Consider the following 23,326-nt stretch of genomic DNA (forward strand, 5'->3'; position numbering starts at 1 on the left):
CATCCTGCGGAAACGCCTTCTTGACACGACTCGTGACCGGGGCCACACTGGCGCCACTCGGGCTGGCCGTAGAGCGGACAACAGTCCGGACCCCTCGTACCCGGAAAGGAATGGGTGGCGATGAGCGCAACCTCCCGGCCGGTGATCTTCCGTAACGGCCTGGTTCTCACCATGGACGACGCACACACGGTCCTGCCCGGCGCCGACGTGCTGGTCATCGGCGACCGGATCGCGGAGGTCGGCGTCGGCCTCACCGCCCCCGACGACGCCCTGGAGATCGACGCTGCCGGCGGCATCCTCATGCCGGGCATGGTCGACACCCACCGGCACATGTGGCAGACGGCCATGCGGGGGTACGGGGCCGACTGGACGCTGACCCAGTACTTCGTCTGGTACTACCTGGAATCCGGCAAGCTGTTCCGGCCCGAGGACGTGTACGCCGGCAACCTGCTCGCCGCGATCGAGGCGATCGACGCGGGCGTCACCACCACGGTCGACTGGTCGCACGGCCTCCAGACGCCCGACCACGCCGACGCGGCCGTCGACGCCCTCGAAGCGGTCGACGGACGGTTCGTGCTCGCCTACGGCAACATCCAGCAGGGCCCGTGGGAGTGGGCCACCTCGCCGGAGTTCCGTGACTTCCACCGCCGCCGGATCGACGGGGGCAGGCTGGCCGGCTTCCAGATGGCGTTCGACGTCACCGGCGATCCCGCCTTCCCCGAGCGGGCCGCCTTCGAGGTGGCCCGGGAGCTCGGCGCCGCGGTGACCACCCACGCCGGCGTGTGGGGCGCCACCAACGACGACGGCATCCGCCTGATGCACGAGCACGGCTTCATGAACCCCTCGACCGTCTACGTGCACGCGGCGACGCTCACCCACGACTCGTACAACCGGATCGCCGCCACCGGCGGCTCCGTCTCCGTCTCCACCGAGAGCGAGCAGAGCGCCGGGCAGGGCTACCCGCCCACCTGGCAGCTGCGCCACCACGACATCCCGGTGTCGCTCTCCATGGACACCAGCGTGTGGTGGAGTGGTGACCTCTTCTCGGCGATGCGGACCACGCTCGGCGCCGACCGCTCCCGCGAGCACCTGGAGGCGCACGCCAAGCAGGACACCATCACCCACTGCCACCTGCGCGCCGAGCAGGTCGTCGAGTGGGCCACCCGGGGCGGTGCCCGCGCCCTCGGCATGGACTCCACCATCGGCGCCCTGACCCCCGGCCGGCAGGCCGACGTCGTCCTGATCAAGAACGACGCCTCGCCGGTGATGTTCCCGATCCTCAACCCGCACGGTCACGTCGTCTTCCAGGCCCAGCGCGGCGACGTGCACACCGTGCTGGTGGCCGGCCGGGTCGTCAAGCGGGACGGCCGTCTCGTCGACGTCGACCTCGCCGCCGCGCGGGCCCGGGTGACGGCCACGATCGACCACCTCCGCGAGACCATGGGGGAGGAGGCGTGGCAGCGGGGCATGAACCCGGACGTCCCCGAGACCGCCATCCTGGAGAACCCGTACCAGTACACCGAGTGGGACGCCGGCTCGGCGCAGTGGAAGCATTAGGACATGAGTGACAGCGGAAGGGGCGCCGGACCCGACTTCATCGAGGCTCTCGCCCGTGGTCTCGACGTCCTGCGCTCCTTCCGTCCTGCCTGCCCGTCGATGACGCTCAGCGAGATCGCCGCCGCCACCGGTCTGGCCCGGCCCACGGTCCGGCGCATCCTCATCACGCTCGAGTCGCTGGGCTACGTCCGCGCGGTCGGCCGCGGCCACGCCCTGACCCCGCGCGTCCTCGAACTGGGGATGGCGTACGTCAACGCGTTGAACATGTGGGACGTGGCCCGCCCGCACATGGAGAAGCTCGTCGCCCAGACCAACGAGTCGACCTCGATGGCCCAGCTCGACGGCAGCGACATCGTCTACGTCGCCCGTGTCGCCGTCCCGAAGATCGTCACGCTCGCCGTGACCATCGGCACCCGTTTCCCGGCCCCCGCGACGTCGATGGGCAAGGTGCTGCTCGCGGCCCTCCCACCGGACACGCTGGAGACCGTCCTCGCCGAGCCCAGCCGGTCCGGCATCACGCCCCGCTGGCAGCCCTCGCCGGGCGAGCTCGACACTGTGCTGCGCGAGGTCCGGGCGAAGGGCTGGGCGCTCGCCGACCAGGACCTCGCTCCGGGTATCCGGTCCGTCGCCACCGGCGTCCGCGACGGCGACGGTCGGGTCATCGCCGCGATCAACGTGACCGTGCACGCCGCGGAGACGTCGCTGGAGACGCTGCTCGACAGGCACCTGCCGCTGCTGCTGCGCGCGGCCGCCGACATCGGGCACGACTGGGCGCTGACCGCCGCGGTGCCGGTGACCACCGCCTGACGCGGTCGCTCGAGCGCCACTGCCCCGCGGCGCGCGGCTCATGGCCCGTGGCGCGCGGCTCGCGGCTCGTGGCCCGTGGCGCGCGGCTTCGCGCCTCCGTGTGCAACCTCCGGGCCCGGCGCCTCCCTGTGCGCCCTTTGCTCTGCTTACACCCACGCAACACTGCGGGCCCCTCAGCGTTGCGTCAGGTTAAGCAGAGCAAAGGGCGCGATCGGGGGTGGACCCTCCGCCATGTGACTCGCCGCGCCTCCACGCGGGAACCGCCCAGTCAACGGTGTCAGCGGTGTGGTCGACCCACCTTTCTGATCGACACCCAGACGACCGGTTGTAATCGCAGGGCCGTTCGGATGCGCGGCCGGGCGGTCACGAAATCCGGCGGCGAACCGTCACATCCCACGGATAGTCTGCCTGCGCGCGTCGTCGCCTCGGCACGCCGCGTCCCGCGCCCGGTAGGCGCGGCACCGCCGCCACCGCCCACCAAACGCCGGTTCAACCGACTTCAGGAGAGTTTGTGACCCAGCAATCTGTCGCGACATCGGACAAACTCGACGCCGCGGTGCTCAAGGTGGCGGGCGTCGTCGTCCTTGGCGCGATCATGTCGATCCTCGACGTGACGGTGGTCAGCGTCGCGCTGCCCAAATTCCAGAACGAGTTCGACGCCTCCTACGCCCGCGTCGCCTGGACGATGACCGCCTACACCCTCGCGCTGGCCACGGTGATCCCGCTCAGCGGGTGGGCGGCGGACCGGTTCGGCACCAAACGCCTCTACATGGTGGCGCTGGCCCTGTTCACCATCGGGTCGGGTCTCTGCGCCACCGCCGACACGATCGGCGAGCTGGTCGGTTACCGCGTCCTGCAGGGTCTCGGTGGCGGCATGCTCATGCCGCTGGGCATGACCATCATGACCCGGGCGGCCGGCCCGCACCGGATCGGCCGGTTGATGGCCGTCCTCGGCATCCCGATGCTGCTCGGCCCGATCGGCGGCCCGATCCTCGGCGGCTGGCTGATCGACACCGCGAGCTGGCACTGGATCTTCCTGATCAACCTGCCGATCGGCGTCGTCGCGCTGGTCTACGCGCAGATGGCGCTTCCGAAGGACGCACCCGAGCCGTCCGAGTCGTTCGACTTCGTCGGCATACTGATGCTCTCGCCGGGGCTCGCGCTGTTCCTCTACGGCGTCTCGTCGCTGCCGGAGGCGGGCACCTTCGCCGAGACCAAGGTGTGGGCGCCCATGCTGGTCGGCGCGGGGCTGGTGGTGGCGTTCGTGCTCTACTCGTTCAAGCCTCGGCACCCGCTGCTCGACCTGCGGCTGTTCAGCAACCGCAACCTGACCATCGCCTCGGTGACGCTGTTCGTCTTCATCATCGCGTTCATGGGCGCCGGGCTGCTGTTCCCGAGCTACTTCCTCCAGGTGCGGGGCGAGTCGACGTTGACCGCCGGTCTGCTGATGGCCCCGCAGGGCATCGGCGCGATGATGACCATGCCGATCGCCGGCATGCTGGCCGACCGGGTGCCGATCGGTCGCACCGTCCCGTTCGCGCTGGCGCTCATCGTCGTCGGGTTCTTCAGCTTCACCCAGGTCGACCCGCAGACCTCGTACTGGCTGCTCGGTGGCTCGCTGTTCGTGATGGGTCTGGGCATGGGCGGCACGATGATGCCGATCATGACCTCCGCGCTGCGGACGTTGCAGGCCAACGACGTCGCGCGCGGCTCGACGCTGGTCAACATCCTCCAGCAGATCGGCGGGTCGGTGGGCGCGGCGGTGATGTCGGTGATCCTCACCAACGAGTTGAACGGCTCCCGGCCGATCCCCGGTCTGACCGACCCGAGTGGCAAGCCGGTCACCGAGGCCGGGCTAGCCATCGCCTCCCAGCAGCGGCCGGAGCTGCTCCAGCAGATGCCGGTGGACCCGTCGCTCATCGAGCGCGGGCTCGACTTCGCCGCGAAGTCGTTCGCCACCACGTTCTGGGTCGCGTTCGCGCTGGTGGTGCTCACCTTCATCCCGGCGGCCCTGCTGCCGCGCCGGCGCCAGCCGGTGCAGCCGATCGACGAGCAGGGCGAGCTGGCCAAGGCGCCCGTCGTCATCCACTGAGTCACCCGCCGCCGCGTTCGACGCCCGCACGGCGTCGAGCGCGGCGGCGTCTCGTGTCAGCGCAGGGGTGGGGGTGGTGGCCGGCTGGGCGAACCATTCGGACCGACCTACCCGGGGCCGGCCGCCCGGGTGGCCCGGCCGCCGATCTCCCGGAGGTACGCGATCAGCTCCGGCGGCTCGTGCACCTCGACGTCGCAGCCGAGGGTCAGCAGGCGCCACGCCAGCCAGTCCAGGGTGTCGGCGTGACTGCGCAACCGGCAGGAGGTGGCGTCGATCGGCTCCAGGTCGACCGGGGTGCCGCCGAGCGGGCCGGTCACCCGCTCGATCGGTGCGTGCAGGGTCACCACCGCCCGGTAGACCGGCGTGAGTTCGAGCAGCTTCTCCGTCACGAACGCCGCGGCGTCGGTGGCCGGCAGCGGCCGGGGTGGGAGACGGGTGCGGACGGACCGCTGCTCGCTGATCCGGTCCACCCGGAAGATCCGCCAGTCGCCGCGATCGTTGTCGTAACCCACCAGGTACCAGCGGCGGCCCGCGGAGACCAGCTTGTGCGGCTCGACCAGCCGCTCGCCGGCCGCGCCGTCGCGCCGGCGGTAGGTGAACCGCAGCTGGTCGCGGTTCGTGACGGCGGCGGCCAGCGTGGTCAGGTGCTCCGGGTCGACCGTCGGCCGGCCCCAGGTGAGCAGCGGTTCGGTGGCGGCGCCCAGCGCGCCGACCCGGTGGCGCAGCCGGGACGGCAGCACCTGTTCGAGCTTCGCCAGCGCGCGTACCGAGGCCTCCTCGATGCCGGCCACCGCGTGACCGGCGGCGGTACGCAGACCCACCGCGATCGCCACGGCCTCCTCGTCGTCGAGCAGCAGCGGTGGCATCGCCTTGCCGGCCACCAGGCGGTATCCGCCGATCGCGCCCATAGTCGCCTGGACGGGGTAGCCGAGGTCGCGCAGCCGTTCCACGTCGCGGCGGACGGTGCGCAGGCTCACGCCGAGCCGGGTGGCAAGTTCGCTGCCGGGCCACTCGCGCGGGGTCTGCAGCAGCGACAGCAGGTTCAGCAGCCGGGCGGGGGTGTCGGACACGGGTCCCAGAATGCCAGTGATGTGTGCCAGAAGCTGACCTATTTCGGTCGTAGCGTGGCCGGCATGACGCCATTTCGCATCGACATCCCGCGATCGGACCTCGACGACCTGCGGGACCGGCTCTCCCGCACCCGGTGGCCCCGCTCGTTGCCCGGCGCCGACTGGACCCGCGGGGTACCGGTGGACTACCTGCGCGAGATGGCCGACCACTGGGCGACCGGCTACGACTGGCGGGTGCACGAGGCGCGGCTGAACGAGTTTCCCCAGTTCGTCACCGAGATCGACGGGCTGGACGTGCACCTGCTGCACGTACGCTCGCCGGAGCCGGACGCGCTGCCGTTGCTGCTCACGCACGGCTGGCCGAACTCCGTGGTCGAGTTCACCGAGCTGATCGGGCCGCTGACCGACCCGCGCGCCCACGGCGGGGACCCCGGGCAGGCGTTTCACGTGGTGGTGCCGTCGGTGCCCGGCTACGGTTTCTCGCAGGCGCCACCGGCCGGGTTCACGGTCAACCGGGTCGCCCGGATGTGGGCCGAGCTGATGCGTCGCCTCGGCTACGACCGGTACGGCACCCAGGGCGGCGACCTCGGTGCGTACATCGCGCCGGAGGTGGCGACCGTGGCGCCCGAGCAGGTGGTCGGCGTGCACATCGACGGAGGGTTCGGCTTCCCGACCGCCGCCGACGTGCCGGACATGACCGAGGCGGAACGCGCCGAGTGGGAGCAGATGCAGCAGTGGATGAGCGGTGGCGTGGACCATCACGCGCTGCTGCGGGCCGCGCCGATGACCCTCTCGTACGCCTGGAACGACTCACCGGTCGGGCTGCTGGCCTGGATGACGCACAAGTTCAAGGAGTTCACCATGACGGTGCCGACGCCGGAGCAGGCCATCGACCGGGACCACCTGCTCACCAACGTGAGCCTCTACTGGTTCACCGGCACGTCGGGCTCGTCCTCGTGGCCCATGTACGAGCGCCTCACGATCGCCGACGACGGCGGTTTCGCCTGGCCGAAGGGGCAGCGGCGGGTGCCGTCCGGCGTGTACGGCGGCGGGTCCGCGCTGATGCGGCGCCTCGCCGAGCGGGACAACACCATCGTCCACTGGCCGGAGGGCAACCCGGGCAGTCACTTCGTGGCGATGGACGAGCCGATGGCGCACGCGGCCGACATCCGCGCCTTCTTCGGGAGCCTGCGGTGACCAACCTGAGCTGGGGGCAGGTGTGCGCCCGACGCCTGGATCGGCACGGGCTCTCGGCGCCGCCCGCGACGGGTTCGGCGCCGGAGGCCGACGCGGTCGCCGCCGCGGTGTCCACGATGTGCGGCGCGCACGCCCAGGTCGCCTCCGCCGCCGAACTGTCCGTCGGGCTGCGGGTCCCGGGCGCCACCCGTACCGCGGTGCGCGAGGCACTGTGGACGGACCGCACCGTGGTCAAGAGCCGTGGGCCGCGCGGCACGGTGCACCTGCTCGCGGCCGCCGACCTGCCGATGTGGACCGGCGCGCTGTCCGCGCTGCCGGTCGCGCCCCACGACCAGGGCCGTGACCTGTTGACCCCCGAGCAGAGCGAGCAGGTCCTCGCCGCCATCGCGGAGGCGCTCGCCGACGTCGAGCTGACCACCGCCGAGTTGACCGAGCAGGTCGTCGCCCGCACCGGGTCGTGGGCCGGCGATCGGGTCATGGACGCGTTCCAGGACAAATGGCCGCGCTGGATCGCCGCGATGGCGGCCGCCACCCGGGGCGGCGTGATCTGCTTCGGCCCGAACCGGGGCCGCTCCACCACCTACACCAGCCCGGCCCGCTGGCTGCCCGGGTTCGCGCCGATGGACGGCAGGGCCGCGCTGGCCGAACTCGTCCGGCGCTACCTGTACGCGTACGGGCCGGCCACCCCGGCGCACTTCGCCCGGTGGCTGTCGGTACCCGCGCCGTGGGCGGCGGAGCTGTTCAAGTCGCTGGACCTGACAGGGGTCACGGTCGCCGGCAGGCGGGCGTGGGTCGCGGCCGGCGACACCGACTTCCCGGACGACGGGCCGTCGGGGGTGCGTTTGCTGCCCTACTTCGACGCGTACACGGTCGGCTGCCACCCGCGCGAGCTGCTCTTCCCCGGGGCCGCCGCCGACCGGGCGCTGTCCCGGGGACAGGCCGGCAACTATCCGGTGCTGCTGGTCGACGGGACGGTCGCCGGGGTGTGGCACCACCGCCGCTCCGGCCGGACGGTGCACGTGACGGTCGAGCCGTTGCGGGCCCTCGGCGCCGGTCGGCGGCGGGCACTGGAGGAGCAGGTGGAGCGGGTCGGTCAGGTCCTGGAAGGAAACCCGTCGCTGACCATCGGCACGGTGGAGGTCGGCCCACACGCCTGAGCCGGGGCAGGATGAGGACGTGGACACCGAACCGGTCGACTGCGCGCCCCGGCAGGGGTTCCCCTGGGCGATGCTCCGGCAGCGCTGGCAGGATCTCACCTTCCTGCACTGGCCCGTCGCACCGGACCTCGTCGCGCCGCTGCTGCCCGCCGGCACCCGTCCGGACACCCTCGACGGAGTCAGTTACGTCGGCCTGATCGGTTTCCGGATGGTCGGGCTGGGCTTCGGCCGCGGGCCGGGGGTGCCGTACTTCGGCACCTTCTGGGAGACCAACGTGCGGCTCTACTCGGTCGACGACACCGGCCGGCGCGCGGTCGTGTTCCGGTCGCTCGACGCGTCCCGGCTGGTGCCGGTGCTGGTCGCCCAGGTGACGCTGCGGTTGCCATACCTGTGGTCGTCGATGCGGTTGGACCGCGACGGCGACCGGCTCACCTACCGGTGCCGCCGCCGTTGGCCCGGCCCGGCCGGTACGACGAGCCGGATGGTGGTCCGGGTGGGGGAGCGGATCGCCGACCCGACCCCGCTGGAGCATTTCGTCACGGCCCGCTGGGGGCTGCACACCCGGGCGTACGGCCGCACGCTGCACCTGCCGAACTGGCACCCGCGCTGGCCGCTGCACCGTGCCGAACTGCTGCACCTGGACGACGAGCTGGTCGCCGCCGCCGGGCTGCCGGCACCGACCGGGCCGCCGGTCAGCGTGCTGTATTCCCCCGGCGTCGGCGTCCGGTTCGGCCCGCCGGCCACCGTGCGCCGGCCCGGCTGACCGACCGGTGCCGGTCTCGCCGGGCCGGGTGCGACGGCGCGTCGAACCTCAGTAACGGCCACCCTCGGGCGCGGGCAGAGCGTCCAGGTCGGCCAGGTCCTCGGCGCTGAGCCGCACGTCACCCGCCGCGCAGTTGTCCACCAGGTACCGGGGGGTCTTGGTGCCGGGGATGGGAATGACCTGGCGGCCCTGTGCCACCACCCAGGCCAGCGCGACCTGCGCGGGGCTGACGCCGGCCCGGTCGGCGATCTCGCGGACCCGGCCGACGATGGCGAGGTTGGCGCGCAGCGCCTCCTGCTGGAAGCGCGGAAGGCCGCGCCGGAAGTCGTCGGCGGGCAGATCGTCGAACGAGGTGAACCGGCCGGCGAGGAAGCCCCGACCCAGCGGCGAGAACGGCAGGAAGGCGATGCCCTGCTCGGCGCAGTACGGCAGCACCTCGGTCAGCGGGTCGCGGGTCCACAGTGACAGCTCGGACTGCACCGACGCCACCGGGTGCACCGCCTGGGCCCGTGCGATCTGGGCCACCGTCACCTCGGACAGACCGAGCTGCCGTGCCTTACCCGCCGCCACGACCTCCGCCATCGCACCCCAGGACTCCTCGATGGGCACCTCGGGGTCGACCCGGTGCAGCTGGTAGAGGTCGACGTGGTCGGTGCCGAGCCGGCGCAGGCTGTCGTCGATCGCCGCCCGGATGTGCTCCGGGCGTCCGTTCCTGCCGATGGTCGGCGAGTTGCCGGGGCCGCCGGTCGGGGAGGTGACCACCAGCCCGACCTTGGTCGCCAGGACGGCCCGCTCCCGGTGGCCGCCGGCCAGCGCCCGGCCGACCAGTTCCTCGTTGGTGTACGGCCCGTACACGTCCGACGTGTCGATCAGGGTCGCCCCCAGGTCCAGCGCCTCCCGGATCACCGAGACCGAGGTGTCGTCGTCCCGGGGGCCGGTGATGTCGTATCCGTGGCTCATGCCCATGCATCCGAGTCCGATGACGCCGACCTCGGGGCCCGCACTGCCCAGCGTGGTGGTTCGCATGCGCCCCACGCTACGTCCGTCGGGCGGGTGGCAGCACGCCTGCCCTGCTCATACTCGGAGGCGTCACGGGCCGGACACCCGTGGTGATCTTCGATGTTGACGGTGCCGGGTCGCCCACCGGGCGAGGTTTTCGCCTCAGCCATCGGTTAGGGCTTGACCTAAGTGATGGGCGCCGGCATAGTTAGGCACATGCCTAAGCATGTGGGGGAGGAGAGCGGCCCCGCCGCCGCCACTCTGGACGGCGTGTTCCACGCGCTGTCCGACCCCACCCGTCGCCAGGTCGTCGAGCGGCTCAGCCAGGGGCCGGCCACCACGAGCGACCTGGCTCGCCCATTCGACATGGCACTGCCGTCGTTCACCCAGCACCTGAACGTTCTCGAGCGCAGTGGTCTGGTGACGTCGGAGAAGAAGGGGCGGGTGCGCACCTACCGGCTCGCGCCCCAGCCGCTCGAACACCTCGACACCTGGCTCGCCGCGCAGCGCGCGCGATGGACCCGGCGCCTCGACCAACTCGACGCACTTCTCTACGACCTGAAGGAGCAGCAGCGATGACCACCTACACCGCCAACCCGGAGCTCGACCTCGTCCTGGAGCGCACCGTCGACGTGGCGCCCGAGCTGGTCTGGCGTGCCTGGACCACGCCCGAGCTGATCATGCGATGGTTCGCACCGAAGCCCTGGTCGACCACCGCCTGTGAGATCGACCTGCAGCCCGGGGGTCGGTTCGACACCACCATGCGTTCGCCCGAGGGCGAGGAGTACCCGAGCAGCGGCTGCATCCTGGTGGCCGAGGAGCCCACGACCCTGGTCTTCACCTCCGGCCTGGGCCCCGGTTTCCGCCCGCAGGTCTCCGAGGACGGCTTCCCGTTCACCGCGGTCGTCAGGATCGAGCCGGACGGCGACGGCACGAGGTACACCGCCATCGCGATCCACGCAGACGCGTCGGCGAAGAAGTCGCACGAGGAGATGGGCTTCCACGAGGGCTGGGGAGCGGCTCTGGACCAGCTGGTCGAGGTCATGAAGGCCCACTGACCGGCGAACACCGGCACTGCGAAGGCCTAGCGGCGTAGAACCGCCGGCCCCGACCGGTGCACGAGGCGACGGACCTCCTCGGGCGACAGTCGCCGCCCCTGCTCGTAGGCCATGGCGAAATCGTCGTCACCCAGCAGGGCTCTCGCCATGTCGGTTGCCCGGTCGACGTCCGGCTGATCGGCCGGAGTCAGCGGCATCGCGGCTGCCTCACGCGCCGACGCAGCCGCGCCGAGCAGCCGGGCGGCGTCCCGAGGGCGGTCGCCACCAGCGGCGGCCAGGCCGACCAGGACCTGCGCCAGGTCCTGGTCGGCACCGAGTTCCCGCGCGACAGCGGCGGCCCGCAGGTGCAAGCCCAGCGCCTTCGTCGGGTCGCCGCGCAGCTCGGCCACGTACCCCAGCTCGACCAGGACCCCGGTCAGGTACAGCGGCTGCCCGGGCCCGTCCTGCTGCCGTTCGGCGGCGTTCAGCAGATTCCGAAGATGGGCTTCGGCGGTGTCGAGGCTGCCGTCCCGCCGCGCCGCGGCGGCGAGACACAGCTCCGCGAAGACGATGCCGAGCGGAGAGCCCTGCTCGGTGGCCAGCCGTAGCCCACGACCGCAGAGCTGTCGCGCCGTGGGATAGTCGCCCTGCTGGAGCGCCACCCAGCCGAGCCAGCAGAGCTGGCCGGACACCTCGAACCAGAGGCGCAAATCCTCCGCGATGCGCAGCCCTTCCTGGTACAGCTGGCTCGCCCGCTCGTAGTCACCGGCCATGCCCGCCTGGGCGCCGAGCCACTCCGTGGCCTGCAGCAGCCCCCACCGATCGCCGAGCCGACGGAACATGGCCGCGCTCTCTGCCCCGTCGCGCGCCACCGCCACCGCATCTCCCCGGGTGTGGGCGTGCTTGGCCCGCAGGCTCAGGGTCGCGGCCACCCCCCATTCGTCGCCCAGCAGTCGAAGGTCGGCCAGGACCCGGTCGAGCAGGGCGCCGGTGGCGGCCACCTCGCCGAGGTCGATCTCCGAGTAGGCGAGGAACCACTCGGCCCGCGCGCGGTCGTGCGGGTCGTCGATCTCCTCGTACCGCTCAATGACCGCGCGGTGGCGCGCCGGCCAGTCCGCGGTGTCGCCCGAGAGGAGAGCGAAGCCCAGGTGCCAGGCGGTGGCCCGGGCACGGGCGGCGGTGGCGCCGGCGGGCGGACAGCCCAGCGCGGCGCCGAGCCACCGCCGGGCTTCGACGAACCGGCCCCGCAGGAACCAGTACCAGCTCAGCGCGTTGGCCAGACGCAGCGCGAGCTCGCCATCGTGCTGCCGCACCGCCGCGTCCAGCGCCGCGCGCAGATTGGCGGATTCCGCGTCGAGTCGCAGCAGCCACCGGCGTTGGCCCGGGCCCCGCAGCTGCTCGTGGGCCTGCTCGGCCAGATCGGTGTGGTAGCGGTAGGCCCGCTCGCGGATCTGGTGCAGCTCGCCGGCGGCGTGCATCTGGCGCAGGCCGAAGGCGGCGACGGATTCCAGCAGCCGATACTGCGGCGTGCCGTCGCGTGGCGCGACGACTACCAACGACCGGTCGACGAGACGGGCCAGCAGGTCCGCGACGCTCGCGGCGGGCACGGCGTCGGGCGCGCAGACCGCCTGCACCGCCTCGATCCGACCGCCGTCGGCGTACGCGGCCAGCCGCCGCAACACCACCCGTTCCGGCTCGGAGAGCAACTGCCAGCTCCAGTCGAGCATCGCCAGCAGGGTCCGCTGCCGAGGTGGTACGCCGCGGTGCCGGGCAGCCAGCAGCCGGAACCTGTCGTCGAGCCCGGCGACCAGTCCGGTCACGCCCAGCCCGCGGACCTGGGTCGCGGCCAGTTCCAGCGCCAGCGGGATCCCGTCCAGCCGACGACACACGGTGGCGACGGCCAGCGCGTTCTCGGCACTGAGCACGAAGCCACGCTCCGCCGCGGCCGCCCGGGCGACGAAGAGCCGGACCGCGGCCGACCGCTCGAGGGTCGCCAGGTCGGTCCCCCCGGCGGGATCCGGCATCGGCAGCGGTGGGACGGCCCAGACCACCTCCCCGGCGAGGCCGAGGGGTTCTCGGCTGGTCACCAGCACGTGCAGCCCCGGCGCAGCCCGCAGCAGCACGGCGGTCAGCTCCGCGACCGGCTCCACCAGGTGCTCGCAGTTGTCCAGGACCAGCAGGAGCCGTCGACCGGCCAGCACTTGGGTGAGCCGGTCGACCGGCACGACCGCTCCGCCCTGTTCGGCGGCGTCCCGCACGTCCAGCACGGCCAGCACCAACTCGGCCAGCGCGCCCACTGTCTGCGGCACATCGGACCGGTCGAGGCCCGCCAGCTCGACCAGCGTCGTACCGTCCGGGTGAGCGGGCGCCCGGGTCCGGGCGACCTCCACCGCGAGCCGCGTCTTGCCGACCCCGCCGATGCCGGTGAGAGTGACCAACCGGTTGTGCTCCAGGGCCGTCGTCAGTTCGTCGACCGCGTCCTCGCGGCCGACCAGTTCGGTCAGCGCGGCCGGCAGGTTCGTCCGCGCGGCGGCCGGCGGCGTCGCCAGGGTGAGCGGGCCGGCCGGAACGGACGGTGCGACCAGCTGCGGATCGTGGGCGAGGACGGCCCGGTGCAACGCGGCCAACTCCGGGCCGGGATCCAGCCCGAGCTCCTCGCGGAGCAGAACGCGCAGCTCGTCGTAGCTGCTCAACGCCTCGAACTGCCGCCCGGCCCGATACAGGGCGAGCATGTGCAGCGCGCGGGCCCGTTCCCGCAGGGGCTGCCGGGCCAGCAGGTCGCCGAGCTCGCCAGCGGCCACCGCGTGCTCTCCCAGCGCCAGTCGGGCTTCGAGGCACTCCTCCATGGCAACGAGTCGCTGCTCCTCCAGGCCGGCCGCCGCAACACGGGCGAACGGCTCGTCGCGGAAGTCGGAGAAGGCCGGCCCTCGCCACAGCTCCAGTGCCGCCGAGAACAGCGCGGCTTTCGCCCGGACGTCCTGCTCGCCGCGAGCCTGCGACACGAGCTGGTTGAAGCGGCCAGCGTCCACCTGGTCACGATCCACCAGGATCCGGTAGCCGGGCGGCGGTGATCGCACCAGCTCCCGGCTGCCGGGCTCGGCATCCGCGAGCACCCGGCGCAGCTGCGAGACCTTGGCGGACAGCGCGCCGGGGGCGTTCCCCGGCGCTGCGTCGCCCCACAGGTAGTCGATGAGCCGATCCGCAGGCACCGGCTGCCCCTCGTGCAGCAGCAACGCGGCGAGCAGGGCCCGCACCTTCAGCCCGGGGACGGCGACCACGGTGCCGTCCGTGGTCCACACCGTCAACGGGCCAAGCACCCCGAACCGCATGGCCGCCAGGATACGACCTTTGACCTGCATCGTGAGGGACGGTGCACGACCCCTGGGCGGTCGTCCGCGGTGTTCCGGCCGCCGGTGGGCAGATCACCGTAAAGAAACGGTAAGGCCGGTGGCGCAGGGTGAACCACATGGCGGCCGCCGCAAAATTAGCGGCCGGACGGACCGTCTGCCGACGGAAGCTCGGCAGCTCCCGAAGGGACAATCCCATGTCATTGTCGGCAGGCCGCATCCTCGCCGCACTCACCGCCCTGTTCGTGCTGGCGCCGGCCATCCCGGCGAGCGCCGCGACCACCCAGCGCGACGCGCCCGCCGGCTGGGTGGCGGCCTGGTCGGCAGCTCACCACCATCCGGTGCCGGGCAACGACTGGGACGGCCCGAACTGGTCCATCCCGGGCTTCACCAACCAGTCCGTACGACAGGTGGTCCGGGTCAGCGCCGCCGGCTCGCTGGTGCGGATCCGGCTGTCCAACCGGTATGGCAGTCAACCGTTGCGGCTGGCCGGCGCCACGGTCGGCCGACCGACGTCCGGGGCGGCCGTACAGCCCGGAACCCTGCGTCCGCTCACGTTCCACCACCGGCTGTCGACCACCCTGGCGGCCGGCACGGAAAGCACGTCGGACCCGCTGTTCCTGCCGGTACGGGCGCTCGACGCGCTGTCCGTCACGCTCTACTTCGCCGGGCCCAGCGGACCGGCGACCTTCCACCAGAGCGGGCTCACCACCACCTACCGCGCCTCGGGCGACCACCGCTTCGATCACCGCTCCGCCGCGTTCGCCGGCGAGACCAGCCAGTCCTGGTACCACCTGACCGGTGTCGACGTGGCAGGCTCACCACGCACCCGGGGGACGGTGGTGACGTTCGGCGACTCGCACACCGACGGCTACGGCTCCACGCCCGGCGCCGACAACCGCTACCCCGACCAGTTGGCCGAACATCTGGTCGCCGCCGGTCGCCCGCTCGCCGTGGTGAACGCCGGGATCAGCGGCAACAAGCTGCTCGCCGACTCGCCCTGCTACGGCGAACGTGGCGTCAGCCGGTTCCGGCATGACGTGCTCGGGCAGCCCGGCGTACGCGCGGCGGTCGTCCTGATCGGCATCAACGACATCGGTGCCGGTGGCTACCCTGACTTCGGCTGTGGCGCCTCGCCCGTGGTGACGGTCGGCCAACTCGTCGACGGCCATCGGGCGCTGATCCGGGCCGCTCGGGCCCGCGGGGTCACCGTCATCGGCGCCACGATGCCGCCGGTCCGGCACGCGACGGGCTATGACTCTCCGGAGAAGGAGGCGGTCCGGGACGAGCTGAACCACTGGATCCGGACCGGTGGCGAGTACGACGCCGTCGTCGACCTCGACCGGATCCTGGCCGATCCGGCCGACCCGGACGCCCTGCGTCCCGCGTACGACCACGGGGACCACCTGCACCTCAACGACGCCGGGGCGACCGCTGCCGCTGCCGCCGTCGCCGCGGAGATCCGCTGAACCTCGCGTCAGCAAACCGGAGGGACCGAGCCACGAATCGTGGCGGACGTGTCGAGGACGGTGCCGCCGGCTTCGACCACGGGGTGAGGGCCGGACACGCCGGCCCCACCGGCGGGCAGGGAGTGGATCGATGACGAAGGTGACGACCGGGGCGACGATGTCGTTGGACGGCTACATCGCGGACGCGTCCCACGGTGGCTTCGAGTACCTCTTCCAGTGGTACGCCAACGGCGACGTCGAGACGCCGACGGCCGATCCCGGGATGACCCTGCGGACCTCCGCCGCGAGCGCCCGGCACCTGCGCGATCTCAACGAGCGGACCGGCGCGCTGGTCGTCGGCCGGCGGCTCTTCGACATGACCAACGGGTGGGGCGGCCGGCATCCGATGGATGTGCCTGTCGTGGTGGTCACGCACCACGTGCCGGACGGTTGGGAGCCGGAGAACGACTCGTTCGTCTTCGTCACCGACGGCATCGAGAGCGCCATCGACCGGGCGAAGGCGCTCGCCGGTGACAAGGAGGTCGGCGTCAACGGCGGCACGATCGCGACCCAGGTCGTCCAGGCCGGTCTGCTCGACGAGGTGCACGTCGACCTCGTTCCGGTCCTGCTCGGAGACGGCATCCCGCTCTTCGCCGATGTGACGATCGCGCCGCTTCAGCTGGACGGGCCGATCAGCGTCGTCGAGGGCGACGGGGTCACCCACCTGGCCTACCGGGTACGCGCGGCGGCCTGACCACCCGGGGCCGGCCGAGCGGGGCCGGCCCCGGTCCGCGTGCCGCGCGGGGCGTGCCCGCCGGCGGCGATGCCGCGCTGGGTGTGCAATGAGCCGTCCGGCGGTTCTGTGAGGCGACCACCATAGAATCGATGACGTTCACTGCCGTAGGTCGGCGGTGTCGGGGGTGGCCAGCACGGAGGGCGGTGCGGACGATGGGACCGGACGAGCGGGAACGGCTGTTCGAGCGGGCGCGGGAGCACTCGTCGCGGCAGGACACCTGGGCCGAGGCGGACCGGCTCTGGGTGCGGGTGATCGACGCGTACCGGCATGCGGTGCTGGGCTCGGGCCGGGCGAACCGCCGCGATCAGCAGCAGTTGGCGCGGGCGCTGTGGCGGCGCGGGATGCTGCTGTCGGCGCGCGGCAGGGCCGCCGACGGGATGGCGCCCGGCGGTGAGGCGGTCACCGTCTTCGAGCGGGTGCATGACGCGGTGGTGGCCGAGGGTGGCGAGGTGGCCGGTCCGGAGCGGGACGAGGCGCTCGCGGAGCTGATCACCGCACTGGTGGACCTGGCGGAGGTCGCGTTCGCCGCCGGTCAGCCCGCCACCCGGATGGAGCTGGTGGAGCGGGCCGTCGCCGTGGGTCTGCGCACCGTCGTGTCGCCGCCGTCCGCCGGGCCCCGGACCCGGGAGGCGATGGGCACCGCGTACCACAACCAGGCCGTCGCGCTGCTGCACCGGTCCGTCACGCGGCCGGGCGCCGACGACAGCATCCGGGAGGCGGCGCTGGCCGCGTCCCGGGCCTGCGAGTTGCGCCAGGGACTGCTCGATCCGCTGCGTCCGCTGAGCCTGTGGGAGATGGCCAACACCTACGGGGTGTACGCACAGTGCCTGGCGCTGATCCGGGACTTCGACCGCGCCGCAATGGTGCTGGGGCTCGGCAATCGACTGGTGGAGCTGCTGGGGCCGGCCGCCGCGCAGCCGGCCCAGCACCTGCGCGTGGCGGCCGAGATGGTGGCCCGGGAGAAGGCGGCGTCGGGTGAGGTGGCCGGCTCACGTCGCTGGGGGTGGCGGCGGCGCTGACCTCCCGGCCAGCGGGACTCCGGCCGCCCCACCTTGCCGGAAATAGTCGGCGATCGATACTGTGTCGATCACGCTGGTGAAGCTGGCTCACTCGCGAAGTCGATCCGCATGACCACCCGCCGCAGCGTGGGGTGGCTGACCTCGGTGAACCCGGCTTCCTCGAAGATCTGCCGGACGCCGACGTGCGCCTCGCCCCAGGTGATCTGCCTGCCCGCCTCGGCGAGCATCGGGTACGCCTCCAGCGACCGCGCGCCGCGTTCCCGGGTGAAGTCGACCGCGGCGCGGGCGAGGGGGTAGGTGAGGCCCCGACCCCGGTAGCCCTTGCGGACCACCAGGCACGTCACGGCCCAGACGCCGTCGTCGTCCCGGTCCTCGTCGCGGCCGAGCCAGGGGACCCGTTGGTTGCGTAGCTTCGGGTACGCCGTCCTCGGCTCGACCGCGACCCAGCCCACCGGCTGCTCGTCGAGGTACGCGACGAGTCCGCTGGTGCCCGGGGCGTCCGGCTCGCCGCAGGCGGTCTGCTCCCGGAACGAGGCGATCCGTTCCTCCGGGGTGGAGGCTCGCCACAGCCAGCCCGCGACCTTGAACCACTGGCACTGGCAGCGACCCGCGTCGGCGGTGCCGAGGACGGCTTGGAGGTCGTCCCACGACGCCTCGTTGGCGGGCACGATCCGGACGTCCGGGTCGGGGATCGGAACGCCGGTCGGGTCCGTCATGCCGCACCGCGCCGATGAGCGCCTCTGATCATGCCGCTCGATTCTGCCGCGCGAGCGCCAGCGCCACCAGACCCGGCCGGGACGGACGACCCCGTACGTCCCCGAGCACAGGGGCCCACCCGGCGCCGCGCCGCGGTCGCGGCCACCGCCAGCGGAGGCGTTATCCTGCGCCGGTGGAGGTCACGGCGGAGGGCGAGCGGCTGGCCGCCGACCTGGGCCGCTGGCTGGACGACCTGACCTTCGTCGACCTCGACACCGACGAGGTCACGGCGCGGGTGATCGATTCGGTGGTGCGGTGGGCCGAGGCCCAGGGCTGGCGGGTCTACCGGCGCGCTCCCAGCGTCCTGCCGCTGCCACCGCCGCTGGAGCAGCGGCACTCCGTCCTCGACGTGGCGTGCGCCCGCCCCGACGGCCCGCCGGTGGTAGTGGAGGTCGACCACACCGACCGGGCGCGGACGGTGCAGAAGCTGCGGGCCGAGGCGGAGGCCGGCCGCATCCCGATCTGGGTGCGCTGGGGTGTCGGCCGCTTCACCGCGCCTGCACCGCCGGTGCGGATGGTGACCTGCGAGGTGACCCGGCGCGCCGGCCCGGCGGGGCGCGGGCGGCTGCACAGCCGGACCGGCGATCGCCCCGCGCCGGCGCACTCCATCGGCGGCGGCACGGCGGCCGCGCAGGCGCTGCCGATTCCGCTGACCGACCCTGAGCCGCCGGCCTGACCGACAGGTCATGGACGCGGGTAAGGGCACCTGAAGGGAATCGTAAGCGCGAGTCGGCAGAGTTCTGGGTGTCACGGAGAGCACGACCGACACCCAGGAGATTCCGATGCGCAAGCTCATCAACTCGACCTACATCACCCTCGACGGCGTCATCGAGAACCCCATGTGGACCTCCCCGTACTTCGACGAGGAGGCCGCCAGCCTCGCCGGCGAGCAGACCGACGCCGCGGACGCGATGCTGATGGGCCGGGCCACCTACGACGGCATGTCCGTCGCCTGGCCGAGCATGGACGAGAGCGACCCGAGCACCGGCGCCGCGTACTTCAACAACGTCAAGAAGTACGTCGCCTCGACCACCCTCACCAACCCCACCTGGAACAACACGGAGGTGCTCCAGGGCGACCTGGTCGAGGAGGTCACCAAGCTCAAGGCTCAGGAGGGCAGGAACATCATCCAGTACGGCTTCGGCTCGGTCACCGCGCAGCTGATCCAGGCGGGGCTGGTGGACGAGGTGCGGTTCTGGATCCACCCCGTGCTGGAGGGCGCCCCCAGCCTGACGGTGCCGCTGACGGACTTCAAGGCGACGTTCGACCTGGTCGACACGCGGGTGCACAAGAGCGGCGTGATCATCGCGTCGTACCGGCCGAAGACGACCGCCTGACCACCGATCACAGCTGAGCCCGGGCCTCGCCCGGGCTCAGCTTCGCGCCCTCGGCGATGAACGCGTCGAAGCGTTCCCGCCCGAGCGCGGCCCGCACACGGTCAGCCACCCGGTCGATCTCGTCGCGTTCGGCGGGGGCGGCCGGGGCCTGCGCAGCGAGCCGAGCGGCGGCGGCCGCGCCCAGCAGCCGGGCGGCGACCTCCGGTGAGCGTACGGCCGAGGCCATCCCCTCCAGGGTGCTGACCGCGTCGCGGGGGGAGGCGATCGCCTCGGCGGCGTCGAAGGCCTCGACGTGCAGGGCCAGCGCCGCGTCCGGGTCGCCGCCCTGCTCGACCGCGTGGCCCAGCTCGACCAGGATCAGGGGCAGGTACAGCGCGGGCTGAGTCTCGTCGCGTCCCTGCTCGGCGAGGTGGGTGAGGTGGGTGACGGCCAGGTCGAGCTTGCCGTCGCGGCGGGCGGCCAGCCCGAGGCTCATCTCCGCGAAGACCAGCGCACTGGGCGCGCGCTGCTCCACCGCCAGCTGGTACGCGCGCTCGGCCAGCTCACGGCCCTGCGCGTAGTCGCGGGTCTGCACCGCGAGCCAGGCCAGCCACGACAGCTCGCTGCACACCTGCGGCCACAGCGCCAGCTCCTCGGCCCAGCGCAGCCCCTCCCGGTGCAGGGTGGCGGCGCGCTCGTGCTCACCGCGCATGTCAGCCAGCCCACCCACCCACTCGGTCGCCTGAAGCCGGCCCCACCGGTCGCCGATGTCGGCGAACAGCGCGGCGCTGCGGGTCGCGGCGCTCTCCAACGTGGCCTGGTCACCCATCGCATGTGCGATCTTGGCTCGGGAGCTGAGCACCGCGGCCTCGGTCCACGGGTCGGCGGCAGCGGCGGGTAGCAGCTCCGACGCCAGGGCCAGGTCGCTGTGTTCGATCACCGCGTTGGCCGCGAACCAGGCGGCCCGCCCGTCCGGCTCGTCGGCCAGCGCGGCGCGGACGCCGGCCGGCTCGATCGGGTAGCCCTGCAGCAGCGCGAACCCCACCCGCCAGGCCGCCGCGCGAACCTCCTGCACCGGGTCACCGGGCACCGCCAGCGCCCGGCGTGCCTCGGTGAGCCGGCCGCGCAGATACCAGTACCAGCTCAACGCGATCGCCAGTCGCAGCCCACCGCCGTGGACCAGCGCCGACCGCAGGTTCGCCGTCTCCGCGTCGAGCACCGCCAGCCACCGCTGCTGGTCGGCGCCGCGCAGGTGCGGATCGGCGCGTTCGGCCAGTTCCGTGTAGTACGCGGCGTGCCGTGCGCGGACCTCGTCGGCGTCGGTCAGGCGGTCCAGGCAGAACGCGGCGACCGATTCGAGCAGCCGGTAGCGCGGCACGACACCGGAATCGTCCAGCACCACCAGCGACCGGTCCACCAGCCGGGCCAGCGCGTCCAGATCGGTCTCGCAGACCCGCTCGGCGGCCTCCGGGGTGCAGCCGTCACTGAACATCGCGAGTTGGGCGAGCACCACCCGGTCGGCCTCGTCGAGCAGGTCCCAGCTCCAGCCGATCACCGCGGTCAGCGTCCGCTGCCGTGGCGGCACGCCCCGCTGCTGCGTGCTGAGCAGCCGGAACCGGTCGTCCAGCCGGTCCACCACGCCTTGTACCCCGAGCGCGCGGACCCGGGTCGCGGCCAACTCCAGCGCCAGCGGCAGGCCGTCGAGGCGGCGGCAGAGCTGGGCCACCGCGGGAGCGGTCCGGTCGTCGAGGCGGAAACCGCGCTGCTGCGCGGCGGCGCGGGCGGCGAACAACCGGGCCGCCGCCGAGCGCCGGACCGCGTCCACGTCACCGTCCTCCGGCACCGACAGCGGGGGTACCTCCCAGAGCAGTTCCCCGCTCAGGCCGAGCGGCTCCCGGCTGGTGGCCAGCACGCTCACCCCGGGCGCGTCCCGCAGCAGCCGGGCCACCAGCTCGGCGACCGGCTCGATCACGTGTTCGCAGTTGTCCAGCACGAGCAGCAGCTGTCGGTGTCGCAGCGCCGCGGTGAGCCGGTCGGCGGGGGACAGGCTCGAACCGGCGGTCTCGCGGGTGTCCAGCGCGCCGAGCACCTGCTCGGCGACGCGCGGGTCGCCGGCGGGCATCGGCGCCAGCTCGATCAGGTGGACACCGTCCGGCAGGGACTGGGCGCGGGCCGTCTCGGTGGCCAGCCGGGTCTTGCCGACGCCGCCCGGCCCGACCAACGTGACCAGCCGCTGCCGCGGCAGCAGGGCCCGCAGCTCGGACAGCGCCTCGGCCCGCCCGACCAGCTCGTCCAGCTGCGCCGGCAGGCTGTTGCGGATGATCGCGGCCTTCGGTGGCGCGCTCAGGCCGGCGTCCTGTTCGAGGATCCTGCGGTGCAGGGCGACCAGCTCCGGCCCGGGGTCGAGGCCCAGCTCGTCGGCGAGCCGGTCGCGCAGCTCGGCGTAGCTGTCCAGCGCCTCGGACTGGCGACCGGCCGCGTACAGGGCCCGTAGCTGCACCGCCCGCAGGCCCTCGCGCAGCGGGTGCCGGGCGACCAGCTCCGCCAGGTCGGCGGCGACCAGGTCGTGCTCGCCCCGGGCCACCCGAGCCTCGGCCAGCCGCTCGTGCACCGTGAGGCGCTGCTCGGCGAGCCGGGTCGCCTCGGCCCGCGCGAACTCCGCGTCGGCCACGTCGGCGTACGCCTCGCCGCGCCACAACGCGAGGGCCTCGGTCAGCCGCTCGACGTCGGTGGTCCGGGCCAGCTCGGCGAACCGGTCGGCGTCGATCGCATCGGTACGCAGCAGGTACCCGGGCGGCCTGGACTCGATCATCTCGCGGGCGCCCGGCTCGGCGTCGTTGAGCGCCTTGCGCAACTGCGACACCCGCACCTGGAGGGCGCCGGCGGGATTGGCGGGTGCGTCCTCGCCCCACAGGTCGTCGATGAGGCGGTCGGCCGAGACCACCTGGTTGCGGTTGGTCAGCAGGTCGGCCAGCAGCGCCCGTACCTTGGTGCCGGGCACCACCACCGGCTCGCCGGCGTCCGTGGTGACGGCGAGCGGTCCGAGCACCCCGAACTGCACGGCGGTCATCCTAACGCCGGTAAGGCGACCTGAAGCCGACCGTAAGCGTCCCGGCGCACCGTGTGGTCATGGACATCCACCACGAAGAGCACGGCAGTGGCGGGGGCCGCCCGCTGGTGCTGATCCACGGCGCGCTCTCCGGCATCGGCACCTCGTTCGGCACGATCCTGCCGCTGCTGGCGAAGACCCGGCGGGTGATCGCGGTCGAGTTGCAGGCGCACGGTCACACTCCCGATCTCGACCGTCCGTTCACCGTGGAGCACTTCGCCGCGGACGTGGTCGAGCTGCTCGACCGGCTCGGCGTCGCACGGGCGGACGTGTACGGCTGGAGCATGGGCGCGGCGGTGGCGCTGCGTCTGGGCACCGACCATGCCGACCGGGTCGGCCGGCTGGTGCTCGCCTCGGTGAGCTTCGACGACGCGGGTCTGCATCCCGGGCTGCTCGACGGGATCCAGGATCTGCGACCGGAGCACCTGCACGGCTCGGAGTTCCACGAGGAGTACCTGCGGACGGCGCCGGACCCGGCGGGCTGGGCCAACCTGGTCACCAAGATGAAGGTGCTGGACGCGAACCTGCCGCGGTGGACCCCCGAGCAGATCGCCGCACTGGCCGCGCCCACCATGATCGTGCTGGCCGACGCGGACATCGTCCAGCCCGAGCACGCGGTACGGATGTTCCGGCTGCTCGGCGGCGCGGTGCCCGGCGACCTGACCGGTCTGCCGGCGTGCCGGCTGGCCATTCTGCCCGGAACGACCCACACCACCATCCCGCAGCGTGCCGACTGGCTGGCCCCGATGATCGACGAGTTTCTGGACGAGGTTTAGCTAGGACCAGCACAGTCGCGAAGTCGACTGGTACCGCGAGCTCCTGAGTAGCACGTCAGAAATGACAGACTCCGGGCACC

19 protein-coding genes are annotated in these 23,326 nt (G+C 72.7%); 14 read left to right on the forward strand and 5 right to left on the reverse strand.

Going from position 1 to position 23,326, the window contains the following annotated elements; genetic code table 11:
- The first annotated feature begins 120 nt into the window (after positions 1–120).
- From AB0K07_RS13630 to AB0K07_RS13640, 3 genes are all read left to right on the forward strand, one after another.
- Complete coding sequence (locus tag AB0K07_RS13630; RefSeq protein ID WP_363754770.1) at positions 121–1,557, forward strand: amidohydrolase family protein; 1,437 nt, start codon at positions 121–123, stop codon at positions 1,555–1,557.
- A 3-nt stretch (positions 1,558–1,560) separates the two neighbouring features.
- Complete coding sequence (locus AB0K07_RS13635) at positions 1,561–2,364, forward strand: IclR family transcriptional regulator C-terminal domain-containing protein (protein ID WP_363754772.1); 804 nt, start codon at positions 1,561–1,563, stop codon at positions 2,362–2,364.
- A gap of 511 nt (positions 2,365–2,875) precedes the next feature.
- Positions 2,876–4,456: a DHA2 family efflux MFS transporter permease subunit gene (locus tag AB0K07_RS13640; protein ID WP_363754774.1), complete on the forward strand. Its 1,581-nt coding sequence runs from the start codon at positions 2,876–2,878 to the stop codon at positions 4,454–4,456.
- A gap of 107 nt (positions 4,457–4,563) precedes the next feature.
- Here the strand turns inward: AB0K07_RS13640 and AB0K07_RS13645 are convergent, their stop codons facing one another.
- A complete protein-coding gene (locus AB0K07_RS13645; RefSeq protein WP_363754776.1) occupies positions 4,564–5,526 on the reverse strand; it encodes a YafY family protein in 963 nt (320 codons plus the stop codon).
- Between the two features lie 63 nt (positions 5,527–5,589).
- Here AB0K07_RS13645 and AB0K07_RS13650 point away from each other — a divergent pair, with 63 nt between their 5' ends.
- Genes AB0K07_RS13650 through AB0K07_RS13660 form a run of 3 tightly spaced genes read left to right on the forward strand, consistent with a single transcriptional unit; the run spans position 5,590 to position 8,643 of the window.
- Positions 5,590–6,723 (forward strand): epoxide hydrolase, encoded by a 1,134-nt coding sequence (locus AB0K07_RS13650; RefSeq protein WP_363754778.1) that lies wholly within the window; start codon positions 5,590–5,592, stop codon positions 6,721–6,723.
- Positions 6,720–7,880, forward strand: a complete 1,161-nt coding sequence (locus AB0K07_RS13655; RefSeq protein WP_363754780.1) for a winged helix DNA-binding domain-containing protein — start codon at positions 6,720–6,722, stop codon at positions 7,878–7,880. Before AB0K07_RS13650 ends, AB0K07_RS13655 begins: the two co-directional genes overlap by 4 nt.
- A gap of 19 nt (positions 7,881–7,899) precedes the next feature.
- Positions 7,900–8,643, forward strand: a complete 744-nt coding sequence (locus tag AB0K07_RS13660; protein WP_363754782.1) for a DUF2071 domain-containing protein — start codon at positions 7,900–7,902, stop codon at positions 8,641–8,643.
- A gap of 48 nt (positions 8,644–8,691) precedes the next feature.
- Here the strand turns inward: AB0K07_RS13660 and AB0K07_RS13665 are convergent, their stop codons facing one another.
- Positions 8,692–9,669 (reverse strand): aldo/keto reductase, encoded by a 978-nt coding sequence (locus AB0K07_RS13665; protein ID WP_363754784.1) that lies wholly within the window; start codon positions 9,667–9,669, stop codon positions 8,692–8,694.
- 189 nt (positions 9,670–9,858) lie between these two features.
- Here AB0K07_RS13665 and AB0K07_RS13670 point away from each other — a divergent pair, with 189 nt between their 5' ends.
- Positions 9,859–10,221, forward strand: coding sequence for a metalloregulator ArsR/SmtB family transcription factor (locus tag AB0K07_RS13670; RefSeq protein ID WP_363754786.1), 363 nt, complete (start codon positions 9,859–9,861; stop codon positions 10,219–10,221).
- Entirely contained in the window at positions 10,218–10,700 is a 483-nt protein-coding gene (locus tag AB0K07_RS13675; RefSeq protein ID WP_363754788.1) for an SRPBCC family protein, read from the forward strand. The genes AB0K07_RS13670 and AB0K07_RS13675 overlap by 4 nt, the downstream gene beginning before the upstream one ends.
- Before the next feature lie 26 nt (positions 10,701–10,726).
- On the opposite strand, the gene AB0K07_RS13680 is transcribed toward AB0K07_RS13675, so the two are convergent.
- A complete protein-coding gene (locus AB0K07_RS13680; RefSeq protein WP_363754790.1) occupies positions 10,727–14,008 on the reverse strand; it encodes a BTAD domain-containing putative transcriptional regulator in 3,282 nt (1,093 codons plus the stop codon).
- A gap of 215 nt (positions 14,009–14,223) precedes the next feature.
- On the opposite strand from AB0K07_RS13680, the gene AB0K07_RS13685 reads away from it, so the two are divergent.
- The 3 genes from AB0K07_RS13685 to AB0K07_RS13695 all read left to right on the forward strand — a co-directional run bounded on the left by AB0K07_RS13685 (position 14,224) and on the right by AB0K07_RS13695 (position 17,289).
- On the forward strand, positions 14,224–15,495 hold the full coding sequence (locus AB0K07_RS13685; RefSeq protein WP_363754792.1) for a GDSL-type esterase/lipase family protein: 1,272 nt from the start codon (positions 14,224–14,226) through the stop codon (positions 15,493–15,495).
- 130 nt (positions 15,496–15,625) lie between these two features.
- Positions 15,626–16,228: a dihydrofolate reductase family protein gene (locus AB0K07_RS13690; RefSeq protein ID WP_363754794.1), complete on the forward strand. Its 603-nt coding sequence runs from the start codon at positions 15,626–15,628 to the stop codon at positions 16,226–16,228.
- A gap of 185 nt (positions 16,229–16,413) precedes the next feature.
- The gene (locus tag AB0K07_RS13695) at positions 16,414–17,289 is read left to right on the forward strand and encodes a hypothetical protein (RefSeq protein ID WP_363754796.1); all 876 of its coding nucleotides are present in this window, start codon (positions 16,414–16,416) and stop codon (positions 17,287–17,289) included.
- A gap of 68 nt (positions 17,290–17,357) precedes the next feature.
- On the opposite strand, the gene AB0K07_RS13700 is transcribed toward AB0K07_RS13695, so the two are convergent.
- The gene (locus tag AB0K07_RS13700) at positions 17,358–18,005 is read right to left on the reverse strand and encodes a GNAT family N-acetyltransferase (RefSeq protein ID WP_363754798.1); all 648 of its coding nucleotides are present in this window, start codon (positions 18,003–18,005) and stop codon (positions 17,358–17,360) included.
- Positions 18,006–18,178: 173 nt separating this feature from the next.
- Between AB0K07_RS13700 and AB0K07_RS13705 the strand changes: the two genes are divergently transcribed.
- On the forward strand, positions 18,179–18,721 hold the full coding sequence (locus AB0K07_RS13705; protein WP_363754800.1) for a hypothetical protein: 543 nt from the start codon (positions 18,179–18,181) through the stop codon (positions 18,719–18,721).
- Positions 18,722–18,827: 106 nt separating this feature from the next.
- Complete coding sequence (locus tag AB0K07_RS13710) at positions 18,828–19,382, forward strand: dihydrofolate reductase family protein (RefSeq protein ID WP_363754802.1); 555 nt, start codon at positions 18,828–18,830, stop codon at positions 19,380–19,382.
- A gap of 7 nt (positions 19,383–19,389) precedes the next feature.
- Here the strand turns inward: AB0K07_RS13710 and AB0K07_RS13715 are convergent, their stop codons facing one another.
- The gene (locus AB0K07_RS13715) at positions 19,390–22,431 is read right to left on the reverse strand and encodes a BTAD domain-containing putative transcriptional regulator (RefSeq protein WP_363754804.1); all 3,042 of its coding nucleotides are present in this window, start codon (positions 22,429–22,431) and stop codon (positions 19,390–19,392) included.
- 59 nt (positions 22,432–22,490) lie between these two features.
- Here AB0K07_RS13715 and AB0K07_RS13720 point away from each other — a divergent pair, with 59 nt between their 5' ends.
- Positions 22,491–23,246 (forward strand): alpha/beta fold hydrolase, encoded by a 756-nt coding sequence (locus AB0K07_RS13720; RefSeq protein WP_363754806.1) that lies wholly within the window; start codon positions 22,491–22,493, stop codon positions 23,244–23,246.
- Positions 23,247–23,326 lie beyond the last annotated feature (80 nt).

The organism is Micromonospora sp. NPDC049301 (assembly GCF_040678715.1).
Taxonomy (GTDB): Bacteria; Actinomycetota; Actinomycetes; order Mycobacteriales; family Micromonosporaceae; genus Micromonospora.

Bases quoted from the DNA above. Each gene is read 5' to 3' on its own strand.
- AB0K07_RS13630 (WP_363754770.1), top strand. From the start codon at position 121: ATGAGCGCAACCTCCCGGCCGGTGATCTTCCGTAACGGCCTGGTTCTC.
- AB0K07_RS13635 (WP_363754772.1), top strand. From the start codon at position 1,561: ATGAGTGACAGCGGAAGGGGCGCCGGACCCGACTTCATCGAGGCTCTC.
- AB0K07_RS13650 (WP_363754778.1), top strand. From the start codon at position 5,590: ATGACGCCATTTCGCATCGACATCCCGCGATCGGACCTCGACGACCTG.
- AB0K07_RS13665 (WP_363754784.1), bottom strand. From the start codon at position 9,669: ATGCGAACCACCACGCTGGGCAGTGCGGGCCCCGAGGTCGGCGTCATC.
- AB0K07_RS13670 (WP_363754786.1), top strand. From the start codon at position 9,859: ATGCCTAAGCATGTGGGGGAGGAGAGCGGCCCCGCCGCCGCCACTCTG.
- AB0K07_RS13675 (WP_363754788.1), top strand. From the start codon at position 10,218: ATGACCACCTACACCGCCAACCCGGAGCTCGACCTCGTCCTGGAGCGC.
- AB0K07_RS13680 (WP_363754790.1), bottom strand. From the start codon at position 14,008: ATGCGGTTCGGGGTGCTTGGCCCGTTGACGGTGTGGACCACGGACGGC.
- AB0K07_RS13685 (WP_363754792.1), top strand. From the start codon at position 14,224: ATGTCATTGTCGGCAGGCCGCATCCTCGCCGCACTCACCGCCCTGTTC.
- AB0K07_RS13690 (WP_363754794.1), top strand. From the start codon at position 15,626: ATGACGAAGGTGACGACCGGGGCGACGATGTCGTTGGACGGCTACATC.
- AB0K07_RS13700 (WP_363754798.1), bottom strand. From the start codon at position 18,005: ATGACGGACCCGACCGGCGTTCCGATCCCCGACCCGGACGTCCGGATC.
- AB0K07_RS13710 (WP_363754802.1), top strand. From the start codon at position 18,828: ATGCGCAAGCTCATCAACTCGACCTACATCACCCTCGACGGCGTCATC.
- AB0K07_RS13715 (WP_363754804.1), bottom strand. From the start codon at position 22,431: ATGACCGCCGTGCAGTTCGGGGTGCTCGGACCGCTCGCCGTCACCACG.
- AB0K07_RS13720 (WP_363754806.1), top strand. From the start codon at position 22,491: ATGGACATCCACCACGAAGAGCACGGCAGTGGCGGGGGCCGCCCGCTG.